General features: G+C 38.2%; 27 protein-coding genes. 4 read left to right on the plus strand and 23 right to left on the minus strand.

What is annotated here, in order from left to right; all coding sequences use genetic code 11:
- Nucleotide 1: 1 nt before the first annotated feature.
- The gene (locus CW736_RS06965; protein ID WP_101013272.1) at nt 2-3,133 is read right to left on the minus strand and encodes a VPS10 domain-containing protein; all 3,132 of its coding nucleotides are present in this window, start codon (nt 3,131-3,133) and stop codon (nt 2-4) included.
- A gap of 29 nt (nt 3,134-3,162) precedes the next feature.
- Between CW736_RS06965 and CW736_RS06970 the strand changes: the two genes are divergently transcribed.
- Nucleotides 3,163-3,498: a hypothetical protein gene (locus tag CW736_RS06970; RefSeq protein ID WP_101013273.1), complete on the plus strand. Its 336-nt coding sequence runs from the start codon at nt 3,163-3,165 to the stop codon at nt 3,496-3,498.
- Nucleotides 3,499-3,589: 91 nt separating this feature from the next.
- Nucleotides 3,590-4,051 (plus strand): pyridoxamine 5'-phosphate oxidase family protein, encoded by a 462-nt coding sequence (locus CW736_RS06975; RefSeq protein WP_101015063.1) that lies wholly within the window; start codon nt 3,590-3,592, stop codon nt 4,049-4,051.
- 14 nt (nt 4,052-4,065) lie between these two features.
- Here the strand turns inward: CW736_RS06975 and CW736_RS06980 are convergent, their stop codons facing one another.
- Together CW736_RS06980 and CW736_RS06985 are read right to left on the minus strand one after the other, a co-directional pair.
- Nucleotides 4,066-4,899, minus strand: a complete 834-nt coding sequence (locus CW736_RS06980) for a helix-turn-helix domain-containing protein (RefSeq protein WP_101013274.1) — start codon at nt 4,897-4,899, stop codon at nt 4,066-4,068.
- A 100-nt stretch (nt 4,900-4,999) separates the two neighbouring features.
- A complete protein-coding gene (locus CW736_RS06985) occupies nt 5,000-5,302 on the minus strand; it encodes a rhodanese-like domain-containing protein (RefSeq protein WP_101013275.1) in 303 nt (100 codons plus the stop codon).
- A 146-nt stretch (nt 5,303-5,448) separates the two neighbouring features.
- Here CW736_RS06985 and CW736_RS06990 point away from each other — a divergent pair, with 146 nt between their 5' ends.
- Nucleotides 5,449-6,099 (plus strand): sensor histidine kinase, encoded by a 651-nt coding sequence (locus tag CW736_RS06990; RefSeq protein WP_101013276.1) that lies wholly within the window; start codon nt 5,449-5,451, stop codon nt 6,097-6,099.
- 96 nt (nt 6,100-6,195) lie between these two features.
- Here the strand turns inward: CW736_RS06990 and CW736_RS06995 are convergent, their stop codons facing one another.
- Nucleotides 6,196-7,848, minus strand: a complete 1,653-nt coding sequence (locus CW736_RS06995; protein ID WP_101013277.1) for an aromatic amino acid hydroxylase — start codon at nt 7,846-7,848, stop codon at nt 6,196-6,198.
- Nucleotides 7,849-8,028: 180 nt separating this feature from the next.
- Between CW736_RS06995 and CW736_RS07000 the strand changes: the two genes are divergently transcribed.
- Nucleotides 8,029-8,592, plus strand: a complete 564-nt coding sequence (locus tag CW736_RS07000; protein WP_101013278.1) for a TetR/AcrR family transcriptional regulator — start codon at nt 8,029-8,031, stop codon at nt 8,590-8,592.
- Here the strand turns inward: CW736_RS07000 and CW736_RS07005 are convergent.
- From CW736_RS07005 to CW736_RS07095, 19 genes are all read right to left on the minus strand, one after another.
- The gene (locus tag CW736_RS07005; RefSeq protein WP_101013279.1) at nt 8,582-9,697 is read right to left on the minus strand and encodes an alkene reductase; all 1,116 of its coding nucleotides are present in this window, start codon (nt 9,695-9,697) and stop codon (nt 8,582-8,584) included. The two genes, CW736_RS07000 and CW736_RS07005, sit on opposite strands and share 11 nt — an antisense overlap.
- 97 nt (nt 9,698-9,794) lie before the next feature.
- Nucleotides 9,795-10,442 (minus strand): hypothetical protein, encoded by a 648-nt coding sequence (locus tag CW736_RS07010; RefSeq protein ID WP_101013280.1) that lies wholly within the window; start codon nt 10,440-10,442, stop codon nt 9,795-9,797.
- Nucleotides 10,417-11,136, minus strand: a complete 720-nt coding sequence (locus CW736_RS07015) for a carboxypeptidase regulatory-like domain-containing protein (RefSeq protein WP_101013281.1) — start codon at nt 11,134-11,136, stop codon at nt 10,417-10,419. Before CW736_RS07015 ends, CW736_RS07010 begins: the two co-directional genes overlap by 26 nt.
- Nucleotides 11,137-11,181: 45 nt before the next feature.
- On the minus strand, nt 11,182-11,811 hold the full coding sequence (gene hisIE, locus CW736_RS07020) for a bifunctional phosphoribosyl-AMP cyclohydrolase/phosphoribosyl-ATP diphosphatase HisIE (protein WP_262493811.1): 630 nt from the start codon (nt 11,809-11,811) through the stop codon (nt 11,182-11,184).
- A gap of 134 nt (nt 11,812-11,945) precedes the next feature.
- Nucleotides 11,946-12,743, minus strand: a complete 798-nt coding sequence (gene hisF / locus CW736_RS07025; protein ID WP_101013283.1) for an imidazole glycerol phosphate synthase subunit HisF — start codon at nt 12,741-12,743, stop codon at nt 11,946-11,948.
- Between the two features lie 121 nt (nt 12,744-12,864).
- Entirely contained in the window at nt 12,865-13,383 is a 519-nt protein-coding gene (locus CW736_RS07030) for a GNAT family N-acetyltransferase (protein ID WP_232735306.1), read from the minus strand.
- A 7-nt stretch (nt 13,384-13,390) separates the two neighbouring features.
- A complete protein-coding gene (gene hisA / locus CW736_RS07035) occupies nt 13,391-14,149 on the minus strand; it encodes a 1-(5-phosphoribosyl)-5-[(5-phosphoribosylamino)methylideneamino]imidazole-4-carboxamide isomerase (protein ID WP_101013285.1) in 759 nt (252 codons plus the stop codon).
- Between the two features lie 301 nt (nt 14,150-14,450).
- A complete protein-coding gene (gene hisH, locus CW736_RS07040) occupies nt 14,451-15,134 on the minus strand; it encodes an imidazole glycerol phosphate synthase subunit HisH (protein WP_101013286.1) in 684 nt (227 codons plus the stop codon).
- On the minus strand, nt 15,131-16,240 hold the full coding sequence (gene hisB / locus CW736_RS07045) for a bifunctional histidinol-phosphatase/imidazoleglycerol-phosphate dehydratase HisB (protein WP_101013287.1): 1,110 nt from the start codon (nt 16,238-16,240) through the stop codon (nt 15,131-15,133). The genes hisH and hisB overlap by 4 nt, the downstream gene beginning before the upstream one ends.
- A gap of 39 nt (nt 16,241-16,279) precedes the next feature.
- Nucleotides 16,280-17,437 (minus strand): pyridoxal phosphate-dependent aminotransferase, encoded by a 1,158-nt coding sequence (locus CW736_RS07050; protein WP_101013288.1) that lies wholly within the window; start codon nt 17,435-17,437, stop codon nt 16,280-16,282.
- 68 nt (nt 17,438-17,505) lie between these two features.
- Nucleotides 17,506-18,843, minus strand: coding sequence for a histidinol dehydrogenase (hisD, locus tag CW736_RS07055; RefSeq protein WP_101013289.1), 1,338 nt, complete (start codon nt 18,841-18,843; stop codon nt 17,506-17,508).
- Nucleotides 18,843-19,694, minus strand: coding sequence for an ATP phosphoribosyltransferase (gene hisG, locus CW736_RS07060; protein ID WP_232735307.1), 852 nt, complete (start codon nt 19,692-19,694; stop codon nt 18,843-18,845). Before hisG ends, hisD begins: the two co-directional genes overlap by 1 nt.
- A 298-nt stretch (nt 19,695-19,992) precedes the next feature.
- Nucleotides 19,993-20,757, minus strand: coding sequence for a tryptophan synthase subunit alpha (gene trpA / locus CW736_RS07065; RefSeq protein WP_101013291.1), 765 nt, complete (start codon nt 20,755-20,757; stop codon nt 19,993-19,995).
- A 145-nt stretch (nt 20,758-20,902) separates the two neighbouring features.
- Nucleotides 20,903-22,072, minus strand: a complete 1,170-nt coding sequence (trpB, locus tag CW736_RS07070; protein WP_101013292.1) for a tryptophan synthase subunit beta — start codon at nt 22,070-22,072, stop codon at nt 20,903-20,905.
- On the minus strand, nt 22,069-22,686 hold the full coding sequence (locus CW736_RS07075) for a phosphoribosylanthranilate isomerase (RefSeq protein WP_232735308.1): 618 nt from the start codon (nt 22,684-22,686) through the stop codon (nt 22,069-22,071). Before CW736_RS07075 ends, trpB begins: the two co-directional genes overlap by 4 nt.
- 17 nt (nt 22,687-22,703) lie before the next feature.
- Nucleotides 22,704-23,507, minus strand: a complete 804-nt coding sequence (gene trpC, locus CW736_RS07080; protein ID WP_101013294.1) for an indole-3-glycerol phosphate synthase TrpC — start codon at nt 23,505-23,507, stop codon at nt 22,704-22,706.
- A gap of 64 nt (nt 23,508-23,571) precedes the next feature.
- Complete coding sequence (gene trpD, locus CW736_RS07085) at nt 23,572-24,564, minus strand: anthranilate phosphoribosyltransferase (RefSeq protein ID WP_101013295.1); 993 nt, start codon at nt 24,562-24,564, stop codon at nt 23,572-23,574.
- Between the two features lies 1 nt (nt 24,565).
- The gene (locus CW736_RS07090) at nt 24,566-25,135 is read right to left on the minus strand and encodes an anthranilate synthase component II (protein ID WP_101013296.1); all 570 of its coding nucleotides are present in this window, start codon (nt 25,133-25,135) and stop codon (nt 24,566-24,568) included.
- The gene (locus tag CW736_RS07095; protein WP_101013297.1) at nt 25,128-25,628 is read right to left on the minus strand and encodes a hypothetical protein; all 501 of its coding nucleotides are present in this window, start codon (nt 25,626-25,628) and stop codon (nt 25,128-25,130) included. The genes CW736_RS07090 and CW736_RS07095 overlap by 8 nt, the downstream gene beginning before the upstream one ends.
- Nucleotides 25,629-25,631: the final 3 nt, after the last annotated feature.

The following is a 25,631-nucleotide window of genomic DNA, read 5'->3' on the forward strand; positions in this document are numbered from 1 at the left end:
TTTACTTATTCTTCTCCTTCTCAATAACCAAATAGTCCAACTCCAGTTTATTAAACTCCTCATTAAACTTTTTAATATCAGAATTCAACACTCCATCAAAAACAGCCAGTTGCTTTTCAATTTCGGCAGTGAGTTCGTTTTTAACCTCTATACTTTGAGAAGTAGGAGCAAAGTCACCTATTTGTACAAGGCTATTTAAATGAGCCAGTTTGTTTGTCAATCGTATCGGGAAATTTAAAGGGTCTTGACCGCTGCGGTTTTGAGTCTGATACAAGGCTTTTTCTACTTCGTCAAATTTCTTTTTCATCTCCTTAGACATAGCAATCATGTCCTTAATTCCTTGCTCTTCTCTACCGGCATACAATCCTTCAAATGCACTCAGCTTTGTATTAAAGGAACGTATGTTTTTAATAGACTTGTGCGCTTTATCTACGGTAGCATTGATCTCACTTACAAAGTCAAATTGTGCTTGCATATCGGCCTCGCTAGCTTCACTAGTAGGAGTAGAGATAATGCTTATAGGTTGGGATTGCTTTTGGCCATTGACGATCAGTTCCACTTTATAAGTTCCAGGTACGGCTTTAGCGCCAGAAAGATCGGCCCACCACAATATCATTCCTGGTAGTTTTTCAGCACCGTCATAAACCGTATCCCAATTAAAAGAATTAGCTCCTTTTTTAACTTCCAGCTTATCCGTTTTATCATAAGTAGCATAGGTTTTAATCAGCTTCTCTTTTGAATCGTAGAACGAAAGCGAGATACTGTCTTTATCGGTTACTTCAGGCAAGTAGTAATGTACTTGTACGCCAGCAGGATGATTTGCTCCTTCAGTAAGTGATCCAGCTCTTCCGTTTCCTTCCATGCGATAAGCTGTTTTAGGTTCAAAGAGTTGGTTGGTGTTTTGCTTTCGCGAAAGCGAGCTACTAAAAGCATCTCTAACCAATCCTAAATCATCATGAATCCATAAACTTCTTCCTTGTGTAGCGATAATAAGGTTGTTGTCTTTTACGGCTAAATCGGTCACAGGAACAATCGGTAAATTCATTTGAAAGGATTTCCACGATTTTCCATCATTAGTTGAAATGTATAAACCAGTTTCTGTTCCTGCATAAAGCATTCCTTGTACTTGGTCATCTTCACGAACGACTCTGGTAAAATGCTCTGCTGGAATGCCATCCGTTATTTTTTCCCATGACTTTCCGTAATCTGTTGTTTTGTATAAATACGGACTAAAATCACCTAGTTTGTACCTGGTTGCAGCTACATAACAAGTTGCTGCATCATAGCGGCTAGGTTCTATACTGTTGATCTGAGCCCATTCTGGCATTCCCTTAGGAGTGATGTTTACCCAGTTTTTTCCAGCATCTTTAGAAAGGTGTATCAGTCCATCATCACTTCCTACCCAAAGTTCGCCAGCGTTCAGCGGACTTTCTGCTGCAGCAAAAATGGTACAGTAATACTCTACTCCTGTGTTGTCTTGTGTAATTGGTCCTCCACTAGAAACGAGTTTAGTAGGGTCATTTCTTGTTAAGTCTGGTGAGATGGTTTCCCAACTTTGACCTTCATTGGTCGTAACGTGAACGTTGTTTGAAAAAGCATAAAGCTTATTAGGTTCATGTTGAGAGAATAAAATAGGGAAGTTCCATTGGAAACGGTATTTCATTCCTTCGGCACCATGTCCCATTGGGTTGTCTGGCCATACATTAACGGCGCGTTGGGATTTAGTTTTGTGATTGTATCGGGTCAAGAAACCGCCATAACTACCACCGTATACGATGTCGTTATTTTTAGGATCTATCGCGATGTGTGCGCTTTCTCCACCTGCTGTTTCTTCCCAGTCGCTATCGGAGATACTGCGACCAGTAGTGCGGTGCGGTATTCTAATGGTTCCATTATCTTGTTGTGCCACATAGATGCGGTAAGGGAATGAATCGTCTGTGGCGACTCTGTAATATTGTGCGGTAGGCTGATTGTGATAGGTGCTCCAAGTTTCTCCACCGTCATAAGTGATTTGTGCACCACCATCATCTCCCATAATCATGCGGTTAGGGTCTTCTGGAGCGATCCATAAATCGTGGTGATCACCATGTGGCGCTCGTGCACTGCTAAAGTTTTTTCCTCCGTCGGTACTTTTATGGTAGTTCACGTTTACTACGTATAACTTATCGATGTCTTCCGTATCTGCATAAATACGAGAATAATACCAAGCACGTTGTCTTAGGCTTCTATCATCATTTGTTTTTTTCCAAGTCAGTCCTGCATCATCACTTCGGTATAAACCTCCTTCTTCTTTATTTTCTACAATAGCATAGACTCGGTCTGAACTTACCGGAGAAACGGTAATTCCCATAATTCCTAAAGTTCCTTTTGCAAAGCCTTCATTATTTGAAATTTCCTTCCAAGTCTCCCCATAGTCTGTACTTTTCCAAAGCGCACTACCATCTCCACCACTAGATAGGCTATAAGGTGTGCGTTGTAACCTCCACGTACTTGCATACAGCACTCGTGCATTACTAGGGTCGATGATTAAATCTACGGCACCAGCCATGTCATTAACAAACAATGTTTTGTTCCAAGACTTACCTCCATCAGTACTTTTATAAACACCGCGTTCGTCAGTAGGTTTATAGATGTTTCCTAAAACTGCTGCATAAACGGTATTGGGGTCATTTGGATCAATGGCGATACGCGGTACGTGACGGCTTTGTGGTAACCCAGCAGCTGTCCATGTTTTTCCAGCATCTTCTGTCTTCCATAAACCATAACCGCTGGATACATTTCCACGCACTGTTTTTTCTCCACCACCTACATAAATCACATTATGATCACTAGGTGCCACACTTACCGCTCCTATTGAGCCGCCAAAAAAGCCATCAGAGATATTGCTCCAAGTGCGTCCACCATCCAGGGTCTTCCATACACCACCACCGGTACTACCAAAATAGAACAAGTTAGGTTTTCCAGGAACTCCAGTTACCGCAGCACTTCTTCCGCCACGGAAGGGTCCGAGTAATCTGAATTCTTGTGATTCATAGAGTTTTTGCTCTTCAGGAGGCTCTGGTAACTGTTGAGACTCCGCTTTCGCGAAAGCGAGAATAGTAAAAATAAACAGGAAGTAATAAAGCTTATTCATGGTCAGATAATTTTCTTTAAAGATAATGGATGAATTTGAATTTAGGAAAGAGAAATTTCAAGGACGAGTTCTTTCTCATTTATAAGGGGTTGGTGGGGGTAGGCGCGATATATGTTGGGATTGAAGTGCATACGACAGGTGTTGCTTACCAAGCAGGAATAGAGGTGTACCCTATCAAACCAATTAGCCTACAAGCCTCTTTCAAACAATTTTTTATCCATGAAAGCAATATTAATAAACTGAAATTCCAGTTAAGACACCACAGAAAGAGGACTGCTTATTTTACGGGTTATCAGGATTGCTCTATAGGTGGAGTAAACGCTTCTGGTGTAGTTTTGGGAGTGGATTTTGGCTTTAACAAATAGATATAGGCATTGGTATTTTTTAGGCAGAATGATAAATGTCATTCTTTATTGATTAATGGTTTATTATTTTTAAAATCAAATAATGTTGATGATGATGAGAACCTTAAACACCAGTGAAAAAGCCTCCATACTCCATAACAATTATATAGGGAACTTAGGTTATATATACAATAACAAACCCATTATTGTACCCATCACCTATTTCTATAACGAAGAGCAACATAACATTATCTGTTACTCAGGTAATGGGCATAAAACAAATGCTTTAAGAAAAACAAATGCAGTGTCATTATGTGTGTCTGTTATAGATTCAGTTAACAGCTGGGAATCGGTTTTAGTGCAAGGTATTTATGAAGAGCATACAGGAAGTAGTGCTAAAGCCATCCTTCATCAGTTTTCAATAGGAGTAAAAAAAATTATCTTGAACCAAGAGCAGAGACATTTAGATTTTATCAATCAATTTTCTAGCAGGATATATAATGACGATATACCTATCGTATTTACTATAAACATAGAAGGTATTACGGGTAAAAGGAGGGAATTTCAATCGTAAAGGTAAGTGCTTATTTATTCTTTTTTCCTAAAGGCCATAGGTGATACACCAACTTGGGTTTTAAAAAATTTAGAAAAATGACTGGGCTCGTTATAGCCTAGTTCATAAGAGATTTCTTCAGCACTTTTATCAGAGTACAGCAGTAATCTTTTTGCCTCAGCAGCGATACGCCCATTGATGATTTTCAAGGGCGAGTTCACGTCGTGCTTTTTAAAGAAATTGGAAAGTGTTTTAGGCGATTTAAAAAGCAAGTCGGCATAGTCAGCAACTTGATGTTTTTCTTTAAAATGCTGCTCTACTAGAATATTAAACTTCCTGATGAGTTCCACTTGTTTTACCGATAGAGCCGCCTGATTAGTTTCTAGTTTTATCAATCGAGTTGAGGTGATGAGCATGCGCTTTAAAAGGGTGCGTAACATCTCTCCCTGAATGTGGTCTTTAGTAGCAAACTCTTCTTGGAATAAAACCAACATCGCATTAAAACTGCGTTGATCTTTTTTGTTTAATTCAATTACAGGTGCGTTTGAAGAACCGTAAAACAAAAGCCCCATACAAGAAACTTCAGAATCGTTGTGTTGTATGCAGTAGAACTCCCGATTGAAAATAAAAGCCATCAAACCATCATTTTCTTTAGGGATAGTGACCCTATTTTCAGGCGTACAAAAAAGCACTTGATTCTTTTTAAGAACTATTTCATAGCCGTCTATGGTTAAACGCTCCTGACCTTCCGTACACCATATGATTTTATACAATCCCTTTTCTTGAAGGAGTTGCAGCGATGGGCCACATTGAAAGTTAGTAACAGTAAACCTACCGTCTTCTTTTATGTTATGATGATCTAATTTCATACGCTAAATGTAGGAAGAATATATAACTAAGTTCAAATAAGCCTCAAAATGTCTCATCAATATAAATTTCTTTTAGGAGACCATAGGGAGCCTTGAGGCATTAAGACTTGAGGTGTTTTCTCATGGAGCCTATTCCGCCAGCGTTTACTACTTTAAAGCCTTTTGCCTTCAGTTTTGTAGCGGCGATATTACTTCTTCCACCCATGGCACAATAAACAATAACAGGTTTGTTTTTATCAAGACTGTCTAACTTCTGGTCGATGCCTTGAACAGGGATGTTTTTAGAACCTTCAATATGATTTCCATTAAATTCTGAAGAGGTACGCACGTCCAGTAATAAAGCACCTTCCTTAAGGTACTTTTGAATCATTTCTTTTTTCTTGTTGTTAAATAGCCCGAACATATTTTTATTTTTAAGACGTTTGTTTTTCCATTACTTACCGGCAAAGTAATGAAATGTTATGTGATGCTTGCCAGATTTTATGTTGAAAGGAGACCTGAAACAAAAGACTTAGAAATCATCTCGTTTTTAATTCTTATTTTAGAATCATGGAAGGAATTATAGGGAATATTTTTATTGGTCTTCTGTTAGGGCTGGTGATTATTTACTTCCTAGCAGCAGCAGATAGACAGGAGCAAAATGACAAGCGACAGCAAAGAGGACAAGAGCAAAACAGACGGCAACTTCAACGGGACCAAATACTAAAGGAATTAGCTCATAGGCCATCGGAAAACAGCATACCCAAAACGAAGGCGGTAACATTGCTTTATCAATTTGCAGCCAGTAAAAACCACTTTACTTTAAAAGACATCGAACAGGGTACTAGAATTCTTCAAAGGCATTATGCAGAAAGCATCGAAAATAAGATGGCTTATAAAATGAACTTTCCCGAAAAAGAACTTCTCCGTTTTGAGCCTAAAGAAACCTTACAACTGCTTGCGATCATCAACGAAGCTTTATATAACTCCGTTACTCATTCTCAAGCCAGTTTTGTTTTTAGTATTGCATCTGTAGCACATGGAAAATTGAACGTCATCACACACGATAATGGTATAGGATACGACCGAAGAGTAAACCCAGATCACAACGGAATTAATAGTATTAAAAAAGCTGTGCAAGATTTAAAAGGAGATTTAAAACTGACAAGCAGCATAGGTAACGGTACCATAGTCAACGTAGAAATACCTATTCATTGGTAAAGAATTGTATAGTAGCAGCTACAAAATCAGGAGTAAAATAATAAAATGCTTCACCACTACAATAGTGTCTTTATGTCTGTTACTGCTTGATTTCTTCTAACTTATTAACTCTTCAATTTCTTCAATCAAAAGCCACTGATTTGGATACTCATTTTCAACTCTAACTTTTAATTTTTCTAATAATGGTTTGTTGATCTTATCCTCTTCTCTGAAATGACGTACCTTCTCGTAAAGCTTTTGAATAGCGATTTGTTCTTTAGTAAAAATTGATTTGATCGTTTTGACGTCACTTTCGTGATATACCTGGTCAAAACTGTAATAGTCTGCAGGACCGGCATAAGCACTTGTTATTTCTTTTCCTACGGCTAGGTTCAACATTCCATCTGCTGGTGAAAAGAGAATTTCATCCTTATAACTTACCGTACAATCGATAAACTGAATCAGCATTAATTTACCGTTCACATTACGCTGTCCAGTAACGTTTAACCCTTCTACTTTAATACCACTTTCATAAGTGAATTCAATGCGCTCGTTATCATAGAAGTTATAAGCCTGTAAATCTCGTGGTCCCATATCTTCTATGGCTAGATTAATACCTTTAAGCTTTCCTAGCGGTGATAAGAATCCTTGTTTATGAGTTGCTGTTCCATGACCTATGAGTTCTTTTTCTCGATAAGCCAGTGCACTAGGCCCAGAGGTTTCAAAATACACCACATGATTATCATCGTTAGTAATCATGCGCGTAAAAATACCGCTTACTTGGAGCCCAGTGCTTATTTCTATAGTTCCCAAAGACTTAGAATTAATCAGTTTTTGCAATCCACGATGTCCACCTTTACGTACCGCCATGGTGTTAGCAAACTCTTCTAAGACTTCACTTAAATGAGCAAAATTAGGAGTCACATAGAGATGAGGTTGCTTTCTAGTAATATCAAAATCTTGATAAGCCGCATCAATAGAATAAGGTCTTTTTTCAACGCCAGGTTCTAGACAGCTTTTACTTTCTCCTATACTGGATAATAATCCAGCTCCATATAATTTAGGACTTTCCAGTGTACCTACGAGTCCGTATTCTACCGTCCACCAGTGCAGGTTTCTGACGAGCGACATTTCGCTAGGGGTTACTTTTTTATTTTGCAGACGCTCTATTTCAGCCTCTGCTGCTGCGATTTCTTTATCTAATTTCGCATCTTTCTTTTCACTTCGTACTTCTTTAAGAATAGAAATTTTACGCACTGCTTCATACATCTCATGGTCGTGAGCGCTAGAAATAGCTTTGCTGCCTATCTCGCCAAAACGTCTTAGATATTCTGCATAATCGGGACTCGCGATAATAGGTGCGTGACCCGCTGCTTCATGAATGATATCTGGTGCTGGTGTGTATTCTATGTTGTCCAGCTTTCTAATATCAGCCGCGATGACGAGTATTTTATAAGCTTGAAATTCCATAAATGCCGCTGGTGGTATAAAACCATCTACTGCTACAGCTGCCCAACCTATTTCTTTAAGTATGCGATTCATTCCATACATAGACGGAATATAGTCTATAGAAATACCAGTCTTTTTCAATCCTGCGAGGTAAGAACCATGTGCCACTTGACTCAGGAATTCCACATTTTTGCGCATCACATGACGCCATACTGCTTGATCTTGATAGGTATAAAGCTCGTAGTTTTGTGGCTTTATAAATTGTTTTAAGTGTGGCGGTAATCTGTCAACGAGGGGATTGGTTTCTATATTCTCTAGCATTATATTAGGATAAAGCTCAAAGCTAGGCTAAAACTAATTATTATAATTATGGAACATTGACTTTCACTTAATTTTAATTAGCACCACCTGTATGTTGTAAATACTATGATTCGATATAAGTTGATGACTCTTGTTTTAAAGTAGAAAAGTAACCTGTTACATCTCTTATATTTGCATCTTATGTCTCGCAAAAAACAAATTCTCAAAACCGCTGCACAACTTTTTAAAGATCGAGGTTATAGCGCAGTGACCATGCGTGATCTAGCTGCTGCTATGGATATGAAAGCGGCCAGTTTGTACAACCATATCTCTGGAAAGCAGGAGATTCTCGCCACCTTGATCCTTGAGGTAGCGCAAGAGTTTACTGCGGGCATGGATGCTGTTGAGGAGAATGATAATTCCGCTTTCGCGAAAGCGGAGCAGCTCATCTTATTACACATAAAAATAGCTCTTGAATACACCAACGCATTGGCCGTTTTAAATACCGACTGGATGCATCTGGAAGGGAAACAATACCAGCAATACATACAGCTAAGAAAGAATTATGAGCTCGATTTTAAAAAGATTCTAGAAAGCGGTATCGCTACTGGAGAGTTCAAAAAATTGAGTGTGGAGACCCTGCTTTTTAACCTCTTAAGCACCTTGAGATCTATCTATTTATGGATACCAAAAAAGTCGACGACCGAAGTAGCCGACCTTAAAAAAGAGTTGCCTCAAATATTACTTACAGGAATTAGTTCTTAGCTTTTTCTTCCTCTAATGTTGGATAGTCTGTATAACCTTCACGACCTTGAGAGTAGAAGGTATCTTGATTCCAATCTGCTAGTTCAGCGTTCTGTTCAAATCGATGAGGTAAATCTGGGTTGGAAATAAATAACTTTCCAAAAGCTACTAAATCTGCAGTTCCTTCTTCTATAACTTTATTTCCAGAGTTATGATCAAATTCACTGTTGATCATAAGATTACCTTTATAAATGGGTCTGTAATGTCTTGCAATATGACTTTCTAGAAATTTGATATCACTCACATCTGTAAAAGGTTCTGATAAATGAAGGTAAGCAAGATCGTGATCGTTCAAGCGATTGATGAGGTAATCAAAAAACGGAATGGTATCTGGAGTGCCATGAATTCCAAAAACACCATTCAAAGACGGGTTTAAACGACAGCCTATCCTGTTTTCAGGAAAGGATTCTTTTACAGCTTCAATAATTTCAAAAAAGAATCGAGCTTTATTTTCAGGACTACCACCGTACGCATCAGTTCTTAAATTGGATTCATTGTTAAAGAATTGATGTATCAGATAACCATTTGAACTGTGAATTTCTACACCGTCAAATCCTGCTTTTTTTGCATTTGCAGCTGCTTGACCAAATTCTTTAACCGTTTGATGAATTTCTTCAATAGTCATGGCATGAGGTGCAACAGTTTGTTTCTTTTCACCTAAAGCGTTTCTAAGTTCTATTTCTGGATTCACGGCACTTGGTGCCCATGGCAGTTCTCCGTTGTGATAGTCTGGTAAAGAAGTGCGACCCACGTGCCACAGCTGCATAAATATCTTGCCATCTGTCTTATGCACACTGTCTACTACTTTTTTCCATCCTTCCACTTGTGCATCATTGAAAATTCCAGCCACAAAAGGATAACCTCTTGCTTTTTCTGAGACTTCACTACCTTCAGTAATGATGAGTCCAGCTCCCGCACGTTGTGTGTAGTAATCTATATGTTTTTGATCTGGTGCTTGATGTTCATTTGTTGCTCTACATCTCGTTAATGGAGCCATAACGACTCTATTTTTTAATTCTACAGCACCTATGGTTATTGGCTTTAATAATGCTTGTTTATCCGTCATAATTTTCTTTTACGTAAAGATATTGTAGGTACAAGTAAAAGGAGTCAAGACTGCGTTAATTGTATTTTCTTTATAGTAAAAGCACTCCTGATACCTATTAAAATAAGCTTTTCTTAGAAAAAAAGCTGTAGCGCAAACCTATAGACAGAGTAAGGAAATGATCTTTATCATAAAACTCTTGTATTTGCGGGCTGCTGTCAATATCATAATATAGTTGACGGAATTCTACATCTATAAAACTGGAAATATTGTTGTTCAACTGATAGTTGATGCTCGTTCCAATAATAATCATAGCAGCATTTTCTTCAAACTCCTTATTTAGATAGGCTGTTTTCTGATTTAACTTAATATCTGCATATTTTATATTTGGTGATACGGACCAGACTTCACTTAATGGAATTAAATAACCTATGCCTATAAAGGTTCCTGTCAAATTTGTTTGTTCCACTAAACCCGAAACACTACTGTCTAAGTTTTTATGATAGGTATTGAACATACCTAAACCCAATTGAAAAGATTTATAAAATTGCCAATCGGCCTGAATATTAAACCCCAACGCAGGTGAGTCTGCACTAGAAATATAACTTTTACCTAAACTATAGTCGGTTTGAAAACCTGCTTTAAAATGAAATTGTTGTTTTATCTCTGATTCATTCCACTTCGCATCAAGTGAATCCACAACTTCTTGAGCTATAGAATGGTGGCTGAGTAGGAAAAGACTAATAATTAATAGTAAATACCGCATCGTCTTGATTGATTAAAAATAATTGCTCTTGTTGCAGACCATCTATAGCATAGGAAACCCGTATTTGAGTATCTAGTAGCACATCATTATTTGTGGTTATGCTGTTGATTCCATCCTCTTTCATTTGACCAAATTCTTGATGACACTCATTGGATCGTGTTCTGTTTTCATAACCCCTATAATACTCTAAGCACTCAGAATTTGTGTAAAATAAGCTTACGTTTTCAAGAAGGTTGGTCGAGTTTTGATCTATAAAATTTACAGTAACAGGCACACCTTGCGTAATGGTAACTTCAGGAAAGATGTGATCTTGGTTGTATTGATAGTCAGCATATGCAAATACAAAAGAGTGTTGGTAACTCGCATCTTTAAGACGTACAATAAATCCATTGTCGCCACTTCTAGAATCTCCTGGAAATGCATCAAAACTTCTAAGTCCAGTTTCTAATACTATAGCATTAAATTCACCATTAGTATCTGTGATTGAAGTGCCAAGTAAAAGCTTGTTTTGAACGGCTAGAATTTCTATTTCTTCGTTTATAACCGGTTGGCCTGAGGTATTGATTATTTTACCTTGAACATAGGCTCGATTTTGAGCGCTGTATTCTGCAGCTGGAGAAGAACTTCCAGAGCTACAGGAGGTTATAGTGAATACAATCAGAACGAGTATGTAACAAAAAGCATCTTTTTTCACAAGTCATTTTTTTATAATAACGTAACTCTCCTTCTGATATTGTTCTTATAAATGTCTGTTAGCCAGTTCTTTCTCGATATCAGCTAGTGAGAATCCTTTTGCTTTGAGTAAAACGAGATAGTGATACATCAAATCGCCAGCCTCGTAGATAAAGTCTTCTTCTTTCCCATTAATGGCATCTATAACTGTTTCAACTGCTTCTTCGCCTACTTTTTGAGCGACTTTATTAATGCCTTTTTGAATCAAAGAATAGGTGTAAGAACCTTCTACTTTATCATCAATACGCTGGTGGATTATTTTTTCTAAATCATTGATAGTAAACCTGTTTTCTGTTTCGCTTTCGCGAAAGCGAGTTTCATTAACAGCATCAAAACAACTCAGCTCACCTGTATGGCAAGTAGGCCCATGAGCGTTTGCATGAATCAAAATCGCATCTTGATCACAGTCTATTTTAATAGCCACTACATCTAGATAATTCTGTGAAGATTCTCCTTTTGTCCAAAGTCGCTGCTTGCTACGCGAGTAAAAAGTCACTCTGTTTTCAGCTTGTGTTTTTGCAAAAGCTTCTTTATTCATATAGCCCAGCATCAAGACTTTTTTGCTCATTGCATCTTGTATAATCACCGGTAGTAATCCGTTTTCTGCTTTATTCCAATCTAATTTCATAGCTACAATTTTCTTGCAGGCAGAAGTTTTAAATTCCCACCTCAATGTTTTTAATTTCGTTTTTCAGGCTGACACAGGACGATATTGAATTTGTCATTCCACCACAGAGCGGAATCGCCTTGTTCTATCTTAATTCTAGTTAACTATTCGACAACTCGCACTGCAACTCCAACTTCAACCAACTGCTTTTTCAACTCAGGAACTGGCAATTCTCCAAAGTGAAATATACTCGCGGCTAGTCCAGCACTAGCTTCGGTGTCTTTAAATAACTCTTCAAAATGAGCTGCTGTGCCACCACCTCCTGAGGCAATTATAGGAATGTTTAATTTCCTAGAAATCAAATCAGTCAATTCTAATGCAAATCCGTTTTTGGTGCCGTCATGATCCATACTGGTTAACAAAATTTCCCCAGCACCTAGGCGTTCTATTTCTTCGCACCAAGCAATGGTTTCTAAAGCTGTTTCCACACGCCCTCCAGCTACAAAAACTTTGTTTGTGAAGCCGTTGAGTGATGCTTCTGTTGGATCATTTATTTCGATACGTTTGGTATCCACCGCAACTACAACGCATTGACTGCCTAATTCTGCCGCTAGTTCACTAATTAATTCAGGTCGTTTTACGGCTGCGCTATTGATCGCAACTTTATCGGCACCAGCTTTAATGATTTCCTTAGCTAGGGCCACGTCATTAATACCGCCTCCTACTGTAAATGGAATGTTTAAAACAGCAGCTATTTCTTTTACTAATGGTACGAGCGTATCTCGTTTTTCAATAGTTGCTGTAATGTCCAAGAAGCACAACTCATCAGCTCCTTGATCTGCATATTGTTGAGCAAGAGCTACAGGATCACCAGCATCTCTTAATCCAACAAAGTTAATTCCCTTTACAGTGCGTCCGTCCTTGATATCAAGGCATGGTATGATTCTTTTTTTTAGCCCCATTGTCTTGCAAACATTTCCCCAAAAGGGAAACTTTTTTTGTCCTTCCGCTCAAGAGCGGAATCGGTTAATATTATATTTTAAACCAGTTTGTCAACCAGCTATATTCCCGTTTTTACGGTAATTATTTATTCCAATCTTCCTCTAAAATTCCAAACTCATAATTATCACTCCAGCCACTTTTTAAAGGCAAATTTTTTCTTTGTATTCCTTCTACAACAAAGCCACATTTTTCTAGCACTCGTTTTGAAGCCTGATTTTCAACCGCACATCCGGCTTCAACTCTATGAAGTTGGTGTTCTTCAAAACAGGCTTTTAAAAGTGTCTGAATAGTCTCTGTAGCATAACCCTTATTCCAGAACTTAGGATAAAACTTCATCCACAATTCTGCTTTAGCATATTTTTTAGAGCTCTTTATGATACCGCAAAACCCAATAAAATCCTTACTGTCTTTCAATTTGATAGAGTAGGTGAGTTTGCTGACTTCTTTTTGCTTTTGTGCTTTAATGGCTTCATCTAGTAATTGCTGAGAGACTTCTATACTTTCAGGAATTCCCAAGGTATTGAATTGATCTACTTCAGGTATGCTATGTAAGGCATGAAATTCTTGTAGATCACTTACCTTTAAAAGTTGATATGTCAAGCGGTCGCTATACAAACGCTCTTAATTCTTTAAAGGATATTCTGCCTTCATAAAATGCTTTACCAACTATAGCTCCTTCACACCCCATTTCGCGTAAGCGATGTAAATCATCCACCACCGCAACACCACCAGAAGCGATTAATTTGATGTCATTCCGCACTTGATGCGGAATCTGCTGGTCATCACCTAGATTTTTATTTAACTCGAGAATCTTCTCATATAACTCATAGCTAGGTCCGGCCAGCATGCCGTCTTTTGCAATATCTGTACAAATGATGTATTCGATTCCTTTTTTGTTCCATTCGGTAATAAAGGAAACCACTTCTAACGCACTACTTTCTAACCATCCATGTGTTGCAATCATGCCGTCTTTTGCATCAGCACCCAAGATGATTTTATCACTTCCATAGTTGGAAATCCATCCTTCAAATCTAGCGGCATCTTTAACGGCAATACTGCCGCCAGTAACTTGTTTTGCTCCGCTTTCAAATACTACTTTGATATCTTCATCGGTTTTTACGCCACCGCCAAAATCAACCTGCAAACCAGTCTGACCAGCGATACGCTCTAATATTTTCCAATTTACCACATGGCTGCTTTTAGCACCATCCAGATCTACCAAGTGCAGGTGTTTAATTCCGTTGGCCTCAAATTCTTTAGCCACCTCAAGAGGGTCTTCGTTATAAACCGTTTTTTGGTTGTAATCACCTTGTGAAAGGCGCACGCATTTACCGTCTATGATATCTATTGCTGGTATTATTCTCATGTATTCTCATGCAGATGGGAATCTCAACGATTTACCACCTGCTTTTATTTAGTTACTATATGATTCAATCCTTTTGTACGCAGGCAAGAATCTTTTAAATTCCAGCAGCTGCATTTTTTTCTATCCATTGTCCAGAGGACCTTTTCCTAAAAAGGAAAATAAACGGGTTTTTATTTTATTAATCCTTCCGCTTCATAGCGCCATAGTTAGGTGTTTACTCTGTCTTCTGAGGTTTCTTTTCTCAACTCTTAAGGGTGGAAACCTTTATCTTTCTCAACACTAAAGCTGGTTGTCAAACCAGCTAGATTCCTACATTTACAGGAATGGATATAAAATTCTTCAAAATCTGCTCGCCAACTCCAGCACTTTTCTCTGGGTGAAATTGAGTGGCATAAAAATTATCTTTTTGCAACATACTGCTAAAAGGTAAGATATAGTCACAAACGCCAATCGTGTGTTCACAAATCTCGGCATAATAAGAATGCACATAGTACACATCTGCTTGCTTTGGTAATCCTTGCATAAGAAGCGATCCCTGATCTACGACCCCTGATTTTAGATTTTCGTTATGCGCTAATCGATCTTCAGTGTTTAAAAAATTCCATCCCATATGCGGTACTTTTTCGCCTTGAGAGTTGCCGCTTTGAGCTTGTCGAAGCGCTCTTGAAGGGCGGAATAATTTAACCGCGGTATCAAAAATACCTAAACAATCTGTATTCCCTTCTTCACTGTGATTACACATCAATTGCATTCCCAGACAAATTCCTAATACAGGTTGTTTTAACTCTTTCAACACCTTGTCCAATCCGCGTTCTCGCAAGTATTTCATTGCTGTTCCAGCTTCACCTACGCCTGGAAAAATCACCTTGTCTGCTGCCTGCAATTCTGCAGGATCATCAGTAACTTTGTTTTCAATTCCTAAGCGATGGAGCGCGTTTGTCACACTACCTATATTACCGGCATTATATTTTACAATCGCAATCATAAAGTTCCTTTTGTGCTGGGTAATTTCCCGTCGCCTGTTTGTTTTACGGCCATTTTTATAGCCTTAGCAAATGCTTTGAAAAGCGACTCAATTTTGTGGTGTTCGTTATCTCCTTCTACTTTCATATTCAGGTTGCATTTTGCGGCATCGCTGAATGATTTAAAGAAGTGAAAGAACAATTCTGTAGGCATATCGCCTACATATTCGCGTTTAAAATCGGCTTCCCAAACAATCCATGGACGTCCACCAAAGTCTATTCCCACTTGTGCTAGCGAATCGTCCATAGGCAGCAAAAAGCCATATCTGTTGATTCCTTTTTTGGAGGATAAAGCTTTCGCGAAAGCGTCACCTAAAGCAATCGCCGTATCTTCTATAGTGTGGTGCTCGTCTATTTCTAAATCACCCTTTACCTTAATGTCCAAATCTAGCGATCCATGACGTTGCAGTTGCTCCAGCATGTGATCGTAAAATTTTAAACCGGTATCAATCGTCCCGTTTCCAGAGCCATCTAGGTTTAAAACGATGTTGATATCGGTTTCATTGGTTTTGCGAGTCACCTGTACTTTACGAGGTTGACCACGTAGAAATTCAAAAACCTCTTTCCAAGAATCAGTTTTTAAAACGACCAACTCATCTTCAAATTTTGTAGTATCAGTAATCGATGGTAATTGAATTCCTTTACAACCTAGATTTTTTGCAAGCTGCATATCGCTGTTACGATCACCGATAACAAAACTATTCTCCAGGTCGTAATCACCTTTTATATAATGAGTCATTAAACCAGTTTCTGGCTTGCGAGTAGGTGCCTTTTGTTCTGGAAAAGAGCGGTCTATCAATACTTCACTAAAGTGGACGCCCTCATTTTCTAAGACATTCATCATTAAATTATGAACGGGCCAAAATGTATCTTCAGGAAAACTATCTGTTCCCAAACCATCTTGATTGCTTACCATGACGAGTTCATAATCCAGTTCTCTAGCGATGCGGTGCAATTGAGTAATGGCCATAGGCAAAAACTCTAGCTTTTCATAACTGTCCAGTTGATAATCTACTGGTGGTTCTTTTACAATCGTACCATCTCGGTCTATAAATAATACTTTTTTCATAGGTCAAGCCTTTGTTGAATGGCTTCGGTTTTAATTATTCTAATTCTTTTTAAATGTGCTCAGCGCCTTTATCACTTCTTCACATTCTTTTCTCGTTCCTACTGTAAACCTTAATGTATCGGCTATCTGACTGCTGCGATTGCGTATGATAACCTCGTTATCGCGCAGGTAATTATATACTTCAGTAGCGTTTTCTACTTGAGCTAGTAAGAAATTTGCTTCACTAGGATAGACCTCATTGATGAAGTCAAAACTCTTTAAATGTTCAGCAAGAAAAGCTCTGTTGGTGATGATTTCTTGGATGTCATTTTGAGTTTTATCAGATTGCAGTAGCCTTTCTAAAACAGCTCTCTGTGAGAGTTCATTTACATTATAGGGAGGCTTTGTTCTATTGAATAGCTCTATAATTTCTGTTGAGGCAAAGGCAAAACCCACTCGTGCTCCAGCGAGTCCATGCGCTTTAGACATGGTTTGTAATACCACTAAATTGGGATAATCTTCTAATCTATTGATAAAACTAATATTCTCTGTAAAATCTTGATAGGCTTCATCAACGACTATAATACCATTAAAGGCACCAAATAACCGATCCAATTTGCGTTGGTTTTCTAGCATTTCAGCTTCAAACTCTGGTGCAAATGGCATGTCCATCATTCCGCCACGGGTGTAGTTTTGTGCTTCCCAGTCGTGCTTTAAATCGGCTTTAAGAAGTGCATTTCCTGTCGGGTTATTAGGAGAACAAATCCAAATAATCTTTATTGAAGAGTCATTGCGCACTTGTTGCGCAATCGCTTCTAAATCCATCGAAAAGTCCTTGCACAACGGCACTTTTAAGACCTCTACATCGTTAATTGCAGCACTCACTTCATACATTCCATAAGTAGGAGGGCAGGTAATAACGCTGTCTTTTCCTGGTTCACAGAAAATACGGTACAATAAATCAATGGCCTCGTCGCTACCATTACCAACAAAAATTTGGCTTTTGGAGAGGTTTTTTTGTTTTGCGAGTTCTTCTTTAATCGAAGACTGCAATGGGTCTGGATACCTGTTCAAATCTCCTTTAGGATTCTCATTTGCATCCAGTAAAGTCAACTCCTTTTTCCCATTACCATACAGGTCAAATTCGCTACGCGCACTAGAATACGGCTGCAGGTTCCAGATGTTCTTACGGACTATGTTTTCTAAGTTAAATTCCATTTTTTATGTTGTTGCATTTAAGCCCCATTGTCCTGCGGACATTTCCCCAAGGGGAAAGTAATTTGGTCTCACTGCGCTCGTTGATTAAAAGTCCCTCCCTCTGGAAGGGATTTAGGGTTGGCCTCAATGCTCTTTAGTCGAATCGACACCGCGTTTTTATGTGCGTCAAGACCTTCTGCAGCAGCCATTTGTTCAACGGCTGGGCCTAAGTTTTTAATGCCTTGAGCGGTCGCTTTTTGATAGGTTACTTTATTTACAAAGCTATCGACTGACACACCACTGTAATTGCGGGCATATCCATAAGTAGGCAGGGTATGGTTGGTTCCGCTGGCATAATCTCCTAAACTTTCACAGGTATAAGAACCTATAAAAATTGAGCCAGCTACTTGAATTTGTTCTGCTACTTCGTCAGCATTTACAGTGTTTATAATCAAGTGCTCTGGGGCATAGGCATCCGACCAATGGATGCATTCTTCCATGTTTTTTAAGACTATAGTTTTGCTGTTCTCTATAGCTTTTTCTGCTGTTTGCTTTCGCGAAAGCGTGCTTAGTTGTATTTCTAATGCGGTATTCACAGCCTCGCTTAAGCTCAAAGAGTCTGTTAAAAGGATGACCTGAGAATCTGGTCCATGTTCTGCTTGGGCAAGAAGATCTGAAGCTACAAATTCTGGATTGGCATCTTTGTCAGCGATGATCAACACTTCTGACGGTCCAGCGGGCATATCGATAGCTACACCTTGTTGTTGAGCGAGTTCTTTGGCTCTAGTGACGAAGGCATTTCCAGGTCCGAAAATTTTATCTACTGCAGGAATACTCTCCGTACCATAAGTCATTGCTGCGATAGCCTGTGCTCCACCAGCTTTATAGATCTCCGTTACTCCACAAAGGTTAGCGGTGTACAATACAGCAGGATGGATAGCGCCATGAGCATCAGTAGGACTGCATAAAACGACTTTTTTATTGCTCGCTATTTTTGCAGGAATAGCGAGCATTAAAACCGTTGAAAAAAGAGGAGCAGAACCGCCAGGTATGTACAAGCCTACTTTTTGAATAGGCAAGGATTTTCTCCAGCAAGTCATTCCGGGCATGGTTTCTACGACCGGATACTCCTTGGTGTAGTTTGCTTCGTGAAATTTGTAAATATTTTGATAAGCCGTTTGAATGGCGGCTTTTAATTCTGGAGCAATTTGTTCGCTCGCTTTTTCAATTTCTTTTTCAGTGACTCTGAGAACACTAAGTGTTGCTTTGTCAAATTTCTCAGCAAAAGCAAATAAGGCCAGATCGCCGTTGTCTCTAACCAATTGAATGATGTCTTTTACAGCAGTTTCCACTTGAGTGCGTTTTTGTTGAGGACGTTCTAATAATTGCTGTTGTTGCGAATGGTCTGGATTAGAAATAATTTTCATTAGGCTATTAATTTTTCAATTGGAATGACTAATATTCCTTGTGCACCCGCGTCTTTTAACTGATCAATCACATTCCAAAAGTCATTTTCTTCAATAACAGAGTGCAAACTTGACCAGCCTTCTTCAGCTAGTGGTAAAACGGTTGGGCTTTTCATACCGGGTAAAAGTGCTGATATTTCATCAATCTTATCATTAGGTGCATTAAGTAAAATGTACTTGCTTTTTTGTGCATTTTGTACAGCTTCCATTCTGAAAAGCAGTTTGCCTAATAAGTCGTTTTTCTCGGAGTTCAGGTTGGGATTAGAAATTAAAACAGCCTCACTATACATGACCGTTTCTACTTCTTTAAGTCCATTCATGAGTAGGGTAGAGCCTGTTGAAACGATATCACAAATTCCTTCGGCCAGTCCTATCCCTGGAGCAATCTCAACAGACCCACCTATCTCTTCGGTTGTGGCATTGATGCCTTTATCGGCAAAGAACTTTTTAACGATGGTCGTATAGCTACTGGCTACTTTTTTACCATTGAACCATTCTAGGCCGGTATAATCTACGTCTTTTTGAACCGCTAGACTCAACCTACAACCTGCAAAACCCAATTGTTTGATGACATCTACTTTTTGATCCTTTTCTTCTACTTCGTTCAATCCAAGAATTCCTAAATCTGCAACTCCATTTGCTACATATTGCGGAATATCATCGTCACGTAAGAAAAGAATTTCCATAGGGAAGTTTTTTGCTTGAGTTGATAATTTGCGACCGCCATTGTCAAATTTGATTCCGCAATCTTTTAAAAGTTGCAAAGATTTATCTGATAGTCGCCCTGATTTTTGTACTGCTATTCTGATCATAATTTTTGTTGTCATTCTATCTTAGAATGTTGTTTAAGCTGTCTACAGATATTTTAAAGTTTTCAAATTTAAGAAAACAAAAAAACCGTCTGAAACAGACGGTTTTTAAATATGTTTGAAATACATCAATACATTTTATCTCGCCTGGCGGTAAGTTAAAAAATGATGGTGATGTACGTTTTGTGCTCTCATTATAATGCAAACATAAGTCTGAAAAATGAATATTGAAAGTTTATCCTACTTTATTGATAGGTTTTAACTCAATTTTAAATGATACCTCTTTAGATCTATTCTTAATTTATTTAATAGAGGCAACAAAAGTTGCAGCTGCATGAGAAATGTCTTCTACATCAGTTATTTGTCTGATAAACTCACTTCCTATAATTGCGCCGTTCACATACTTGCAGGCATCTTGAAAGTTTTGTTTGTTTGTGATGTTAAAACCTGTAAGAACAGGTGTGTTAAGATTCATTCCCTTGAGTTTACCTAAATAGTCTGCCGCCGCAGAAAAGTTTGTTTTAGAACCTGTCGTACTTGCAGAACTTACCGCATAGATAAAACCGTTAGAGTTTTTATCTATTTCTCTAATACGCTTATCTGAAGTTTGTGGAGTTACTAAAAATATATTGCTGATGTTGTACTTTTCAAACGCCTCTTTAAATTCTGTCTGGTAAATTGACATAGGTAAGTCGGGTACGATCAAGCCGTCTACTCCAACTTCTTGACAGCGTTTACAAAATGCTTCAAGCCCGTATTGCATTACCGGGTTCAAATATCCCATCAAAAGCAATGGTACTTTTGCCGTATGATTTTCTAATTGAGAAAATAACTTCTCTATAGACATGCCATTTTCTAGAGCAATTTTACTGCTTTCTTGAATAGTAGGGCCATCTGCTAATGGGTCACTAAATGGTATTCCTATTTCCACTAAGTCTACTTTAGAATTTTCTAACGCAGTTAGCAGGGGAATGGTATCTTCTAATTGAGGATATCCAGCGGTATAGAATATATTTAACAAACCTTCAGGCTTGTGTTGGAGTAATTCCGTGAGTTTGTTTTTCATAATTCATTCCTCTTATTTTGTCTGCTCATTGCATGGGTTCAGACCGAAGTGAGTGACCTTTTTAAAATGATCACTTGCGATTAATGGATGTATTTGTTCTTTCTTAACTTAAGAAATAAATTAGCTTCCTAGGGAAGATAAAAATTTAAAGTAAATTCAATTCCTCCATATACGTGTTCATATCCTTATCACCACGACCAGATAAGTTGATAACTACTCGGTCGGTAGGTTTTAAATCTAAGTCTTTCAATACTGAAAATGCATGAGCCGTTTCTAAAGCAGGAATAATTCCTTCCATACGACTTACTTCCACAGCTGCGATAAGTGCGTCTGCATCAGTTACTGCCATATATCGTGCCCGTTCAGATACTTTTAACCATGCATGCGCAGGACCTATTCCAGGATAATCTAATCCAGCAGAAATACTGTGTGGTTCGACCACCTGTCCATCTTTATCTTGCATCATGATAGACCGACTGGCGTGTAATACCCCCGGAGTTCCTAATGTCAAGGTAGCTGCTGTTTTATTAGTATGAATACCTAATCCAGCTGCTTCTACACCTATTAATTGCACTTCTTTATCATCTAGAAAATGATAAAAAGCTCCCATGGCATTTGATCCACCACCCACGCAGGCAATCACATAATCTGGTAAGCCGTCCATCTGGTTTTTGATCTCTTCAGAAATAACGGACTGATAACGAGCTACCATATCTGGATATGGATGCGGTCCAACTACAGAACCTATGATATAATGAGTGTTTTCTGGGTTGTTAATCCAGTCGCGCATCGCTTCATTAGTAGCGTCTTTTAAAGTCTTAGATCCACTTGTAGCAGGTCGTACTGTTGCTCCTAGCATTTTCATACGGGCAACATTAGGCGCTTGACGTTTGATGTCTTTTTCACCCATGTAGACGATACACTCCAGGCCTTTTAAAGCACAAACCGTAGCAGTGGCGACACCGTGTTGTCCGGCACCTGTCTCTGCAATGATTCTTTTTTTGCCTAGTTTTTCAGCAAGTATAATCTGTCCAATGGTATTATTGATCTTATGTGCACCAGTATGACATAAATCTTCTCGTTTTAACCAGATTTCTGCACCATACTTAGCTGATAACCTTTTTGCTAGGAAGAGGGGAGTAGGGCGACCTACGTAATCTTTAAGCAATTGATGAAACTCTTTTTGAAACTCTGGTGATTTTTCAATCTTTAAATAGTTTTCTTGAAGTTCTTCAATATTAGGATAGAGTAATTCTGGAATGAATGCACCACCGAATTCTCCATAAAATCCTTTTTCATCTACTTGATAGCTCATTTTCTTAGTTTTTCTATGAATGTTTTTAGTTCTGCTATGTTTTTAAGGCCAGGTTGTGACTCAAATTTTGAGTTGAGATCTACTCCTAAAAACATATTGTGTTTTATTTTTTTAATGGTTTCAGCATCGCTTTTTGAAATACCTCCACTTAATAAAAAGGGCACGTCTCCTTTATATGAGTCGAGAATTTGCCAATTAAATTTCGTACCACTACCACCATAATCTGGTGTCGCCGTATCTAACAAAAAGAATAATTTTCCTTGATAAGTTCTTGCGAGTTCTTGCCACTCTATTAAACCTTCAAAATCAAAACCTTCTGAGATTTGAAAAGCTTTAAATATTTTAAGATCTATTTCTAGTAAGGCTTTCGCGAAAGCAACATCTTCATCACCATGTAATTGAATAACATCTAATTCCAAGGGTATGATATCCTGAAGAATGTTTTCAAAAGTTTCATTTACATAAACACCGACGGTCCCTTTGTTCATGGTTTGTTGAGCTATTTTATCTCTTTGCTCATCAGAGACAAACCTCTTGGATTTTGGGTAGCGTATAAGCCCCATAAAGTCTATATCTAGTTCCTGCAATTGATTGATGTTTTCTATGTCGCGCATACCGCACACTTTGATCATCATGAGTTGATCGCTTTTATAAACTGCTCACAACTTGCTCCAGGCTGCTCTGTTTTCATAAAGTTTTCACCTATTAAAAAGCCTTGAAAACCTAAGGTTTTAAGTTCCTTCACCACTTCTGGATTTGAAATACCACTTTCTGATATGGCGATAACACCTGGAGGAAAGTGAGGTAATAGCTTTTTACTGTTTTGAATATCTGTTTGGAACCTTTTCAAATCTCGATTGTTGACACCGATGACATATTTTTCAATATTAAAGGAATCAGTAACTTCTTTGATTCTATTAAGTTCTTCTAAATCGTGAACTTCAAAAAGAATCTCCAGTCCTAAATTCATTGCCTCTAACGACATCGTCTTAAGCTCTTCATTATTCAAACAAGTTGCTATAAGAAGAATAGCGTCTGCACCAAATGCTTTTGCTTCATGAACTTGATATAAATCTATCATGAAGTCTTTACGCAATATTGGAATGTTCAATACAGTTCTAGCATCAATTAAATCTTGTAATGTGCCGCCAAAAAAAGGCTGATCAGTCAAACAGCTTATAGCGCTTGCGCCAGCACTTTCATATCCTTTTACTATTTCTTCCAGATTCATTGGACAATTAAAAGAACCTTTGCTAGGACTTTGTCTTTTATGTTCAGCAATAATACCGCTGCCGCTTTTAAGGCTTTGGTACAATGAAACTACTTCTCTGGAATAGGAAGGCATTTCTCTTAACTCAGAAAGAGAGGTCGTTTGCTTTCTAGCTTTTAGATCTTGAGCTGTTTGAGTAATTATTTTTTTAAGAATGTCTTCCATGGTTTATTGTTTGGGTAGAACACATTCCACCCTTGATTGTTTTACTAGATGCGTTCTTCGGTTACTATTTGAGTTCCATTAGTTTTTTAAAGCTTTTCAGAGCTTTTCCAGATTCTAAAGATGTTCTAGCTAGTTCTACTGCTTTTATGATCTCTATATCTTTTGCCACTGAAATAGCTGTTGCAGCATTTGCGATCACTACATTTTTTTGAGCAGCAGTAGCCTTATTATTAAGAACATTCATAAAAATATGCGCAGCGTCTTCAACGGTTTCTCCCCCGTAAATATCTGATTGTTTCAAAAAATCCATACCAAAATCAGCAGCAGATAAATCACTAACACCATTGTTTCTTGCAAGTCGTACTTTGCCGGTAAGACTTACTTCATCGTAGCCTTCATGCGCATGTAAAATGGCATATTTTTTATCAGTCTCCGACTGAAAAAGGTATTCATAGTTGCGCGCGAGCTGCAAATTGAAAACACCTACACTTTGTAATTTTGGTTTTGCTGGATTTACTAAAGGGCCAAGCATATTGAAAAAAGTTTTCACCCCCAGTTGTTTTCTAATGGGTGCTACAGCTTTCATCGCAGGATGAAATAGAGGTGCGTGTAAAAATGTAATGTTAGCTGCGCTAATTTGCTTTCTTAAAATAGCCTGGTCATTGGAAAATACAAATCCTAAGTGTTCCATTACGTTTGACGAGCCACTTACCGAGCTCACCCCATAATTGCCGTGTTTTGCTACTGGAATACCTGCACCAGCAGTAACAAAACTAGCGAGTGTACTTATATTAAAAGTGTTTTTTCCATCACCACCAGTTCCGCATAAATCTATAGGATTAAACTCTTTTAAATCAATGAGATTTGCTTGCTCAAGCATGGCGTCTCTAAATCCAGCGAGCTCTTCTACGGTAATACTGCGCATTCCATAAACGGTAAGGAAAGCTGCTATTTGTGAATCGTTCACCGAGCCGCTGGTAATGGCGGTAAGGATGTCATAAGCGGCTTTTCTTGAAAGTGTGCCGTGATTAAATAATTCATTTAATATATCCTTCATTCTATAAGGTTGCTATAAAGTTCTTAAGCATGGTTTTCCCTTGAGGTGTCATGATACTCTCCGGATGGAATTGTAAGCCGTAAATAGGTAATTCTTTATGCTTCAATGCCATGATTTGACCGTTCTCATCAGTTGCAGTAATTTCTAAAATATTAGGAAAGCTATCGTTTTCAGCAGCCCATGAATGGTAACGACCAGCTTCAAATTCTGAATCTATATCGTTAAAAATTTCATTTCCATTATGGGACATTTGAGTAGCAACCCCATGATATACTTTTTCAAGATTGATGATTTTTCCACCAAAGACCTCTGTAATAGCCTGGTGTCCTAAGCAAATCCCTAATAGCGGTTTTTTATCCTTCATATGGTTAATAATCGATATCAGATTACCCGCTTCACTTGGGATTCCCGGCCCCGGAGAAAGTACGATAGCGTCATAGGGTTCACATTCTTGAGGGGTGATTTTATCATTGCGCACTACAGTAAGTTGTGTACCCAATTCCTCTAAATAGTGGACTAAATTGTAAGTAAAAGAATCGTAGTTATCTATTAATAAAATATTTTTACTCATTTTCTATAACTTTTATCGATCCATCCTTTTCAATTTGTGCTATCGTTTTTTCTCCACTTGGACAATAGGTGACAACTCTAAGGTCAGAAGTGATTTTCCCTTCACAGCTGAGATCGCCGATAGTAGATGCTACAACCATTTCATCTTTAATTTTTCCGTCCTTACTGTACGTTCTTACCAAAAAGCCGTATTCATTTTTGTTTTCGGCTAATTGACTTCTAGTGAATACTCTTACTTTTATAACATCATTTTGATAGATAGGAGGTGCCACTTTTATTTCGCTTGTAAAAATCCGGTAGTAATCCTTTTCATCAAAAAGGAAAATTGCGCTATCTTTTATTTCATTAAACTCTAGATTTGGCAGGTAGGTCATACTCTCCAGGCCATCTTTCTCTATGATCTTGATGTCAATAAGGTCTTTCTTCTCCGTTTGACAAGAAAAAAGAAAAGAGGAAATAAATAAAATGCCGCCTACTATTTTAATTGTTTTCATAAT

This window comes from Nonlabens sp. MB-3u-79 (genome assembly GCF_002831625.1).
GTDB lineage: Bacteria > Bacteroidota > Bacteroidia > Flavobacteriales > Flavobacteriaceae > Nonlabens.

What these genes read in the sequence shown, in the direction of transcription:
- trpC (WP_101013294.1), bottom strand. Translation starts at nt 23,507, where the DNA reads ATGGAAGACATTCTTAAAAAAATAATTACTCAAACAGCTCAAGATCTA.
- hisG (WP_232735307.1), bottom strand. Translation starts at nt 19,694, where the DNA reads ATGATCAGAATAGCAGTACAAAAATCAGGGCGACTATCAGATAAATCT.
- CW736_RS06985 (WP_101013275.1), bottom strand. Translation starts at nt 5,302, where the DNA reads ATGTTCGGGCTATTTAACAACAAGAAAAAAGAAATGATTCAAAAGTAC.
- trpA (WP_101013291.1), bottom strand. Translation starts at nt 20,757, where the DNA reads ATGAAAAACAAACTCACGGAATTACTCCAACACAAGCCTGAAGGTTTG.
- hisD (WP_101013289.1), bottom strand. Translation starts at nt 18,843, where the DNA reads ATGAAAATTATTTCTAATCCAGACCATTCGCAACAACAGCAATTATTA.
- CW736_RS07090 (WP_101013296.1), bottom strand. Translation starts at nt 25,135, where the DNA reads ATGAGTAAAAATATTTTATTAATAGATAACTACGATTCTTTTACTTAC.
- CW736_RS07095 (WP_101013297.1), bottom strand. Translation starts at nt 25,628, where the DNA reads ATGAAAACAATTAAAATAGTAGGCGGCATTTTATTTATTTCCTCTTTT.
- CW736_RS07000 (WP_101013278.1), top strand. Translation starts at nt 8,029, where the DNA reads ATGTCTCGCAAAAAACAAATTCTCAAAACCGCTGCACAACTTTTTAAA.
- CW736_RS07050 (WP_101013288.1), bottom strand. Translation starts at nt 17,437, where the DNA reads ATGGAATTTAACTTAGAAAACATAGTCCGTAAGAACATCTGGAACCTG.
- trpB (WP_101013292.1), bottom strand. Translation starts at nt 22,072, where the DNA reads ATGAGCTATCAAGTAGATGAAAAAGGATTTTATGGAGAATTCGGTGGT.
- CW736_RS06970 (WP_101013273.1), top strand. Translation starts at nt 3,163, where the DNA reads ATGAATTTGAATTTAGGAAAGAGAAATTTCAAGGACGAGTTCTTTCTC.
- trpD (WP_101013295.1), bottom strand. Translation starts at nt 24,564, where the DNA reads ATGAAGGATATATTAAATGAATTATTTAATCACGGCACACTTTCAAGA.
- CW736_RS06990 (WP_101013276.1), top strand. Translation starts at nt 5,449, where the DNA reads ATGGAAGGAATTATAGGGAATATTTTTATTGGTCTTCTGTTAGGGCTG.
- hisA (WP_101013285.1), bottom strand. Translation starts at nt 14,149, where the DNA reads ATGAGAATAATACCAGCAATAGATATCATAGACGGTAAATGCGTGCGC.
- CW736_RS06980 (WP_101013274.1), bottom strand. Translation starts at nt 4,899, where the DNA reads ATGAAATTAGATCATCATAACATAAAAGAAGACGGTAGGTTTACTGTT.
- CW736_RS06965 (WP_101013272.1), bottom strand. Translation starts at nt 3,133, where the DNA reads ATGAATAAGCTTTATTACTTCCTGTTTATTTTTACTATTCTCGCTTTC.
- CW736_RS06975 (WP_101015063.1), top strand. Translation starts at nt 3,590, where the DNA reads ATGATGAGAACCTTAAACACCAGTGAAAAAGCCTCCATACTCCATAAC.
- hisF (WP_101013283.1), bottom strand. Translation starts at nt 12,743, where the DNA reads ATGGGGCTAAAAAAAAGAATCATACCATGCCTTGATATCAAGGACGGA.
- CW736_RS07005 (WP_101013279.1), bottom strand. Translation starts at nt 9,697, where the DNA reads ATGACGGATAAACAAGCATTATTAAAGCCAATAACCATAGGTGCTGTA.
- CW736_RS07075 (WP_232735308.1), bottom strand. Translation starts at nt 22,686, where the DNA reads ATGCGCGACATAGAAAACATCAATCAATTGCAGGAACTAGATATAGAC.
- hisH (WP_101013286.1), bottom strand. Translation starts at nt 15,134, where the DNA reads ATGATTGCGATTGTAAAATATAATGCCGGTAATATAGGTAGTGTGACA.
- hisB (WP_101013287.1), bottom strand. Translation starts at nt 16,240, where the DNA reads ATGAAAAAAGTATTATTTATAGACCGAGATGGTACGATTGTAAAAGAA.
- CW736_RS07010 (WP_101013280.1), bottom strand. Translation starts at nt 10,442, where the DNA reads ATGCGGTATTTACTATTAATTATTAGTCTTTTCCTACTCAGCCACCAT.
- CW736_RS06995 (WP_101013277.1), bottom strand. Translation starts at nt 7,848, where the DNA reads ATGCTAGAGAATATAGAAACCAATCCCCTCGTTGACAGATTACCGCCA.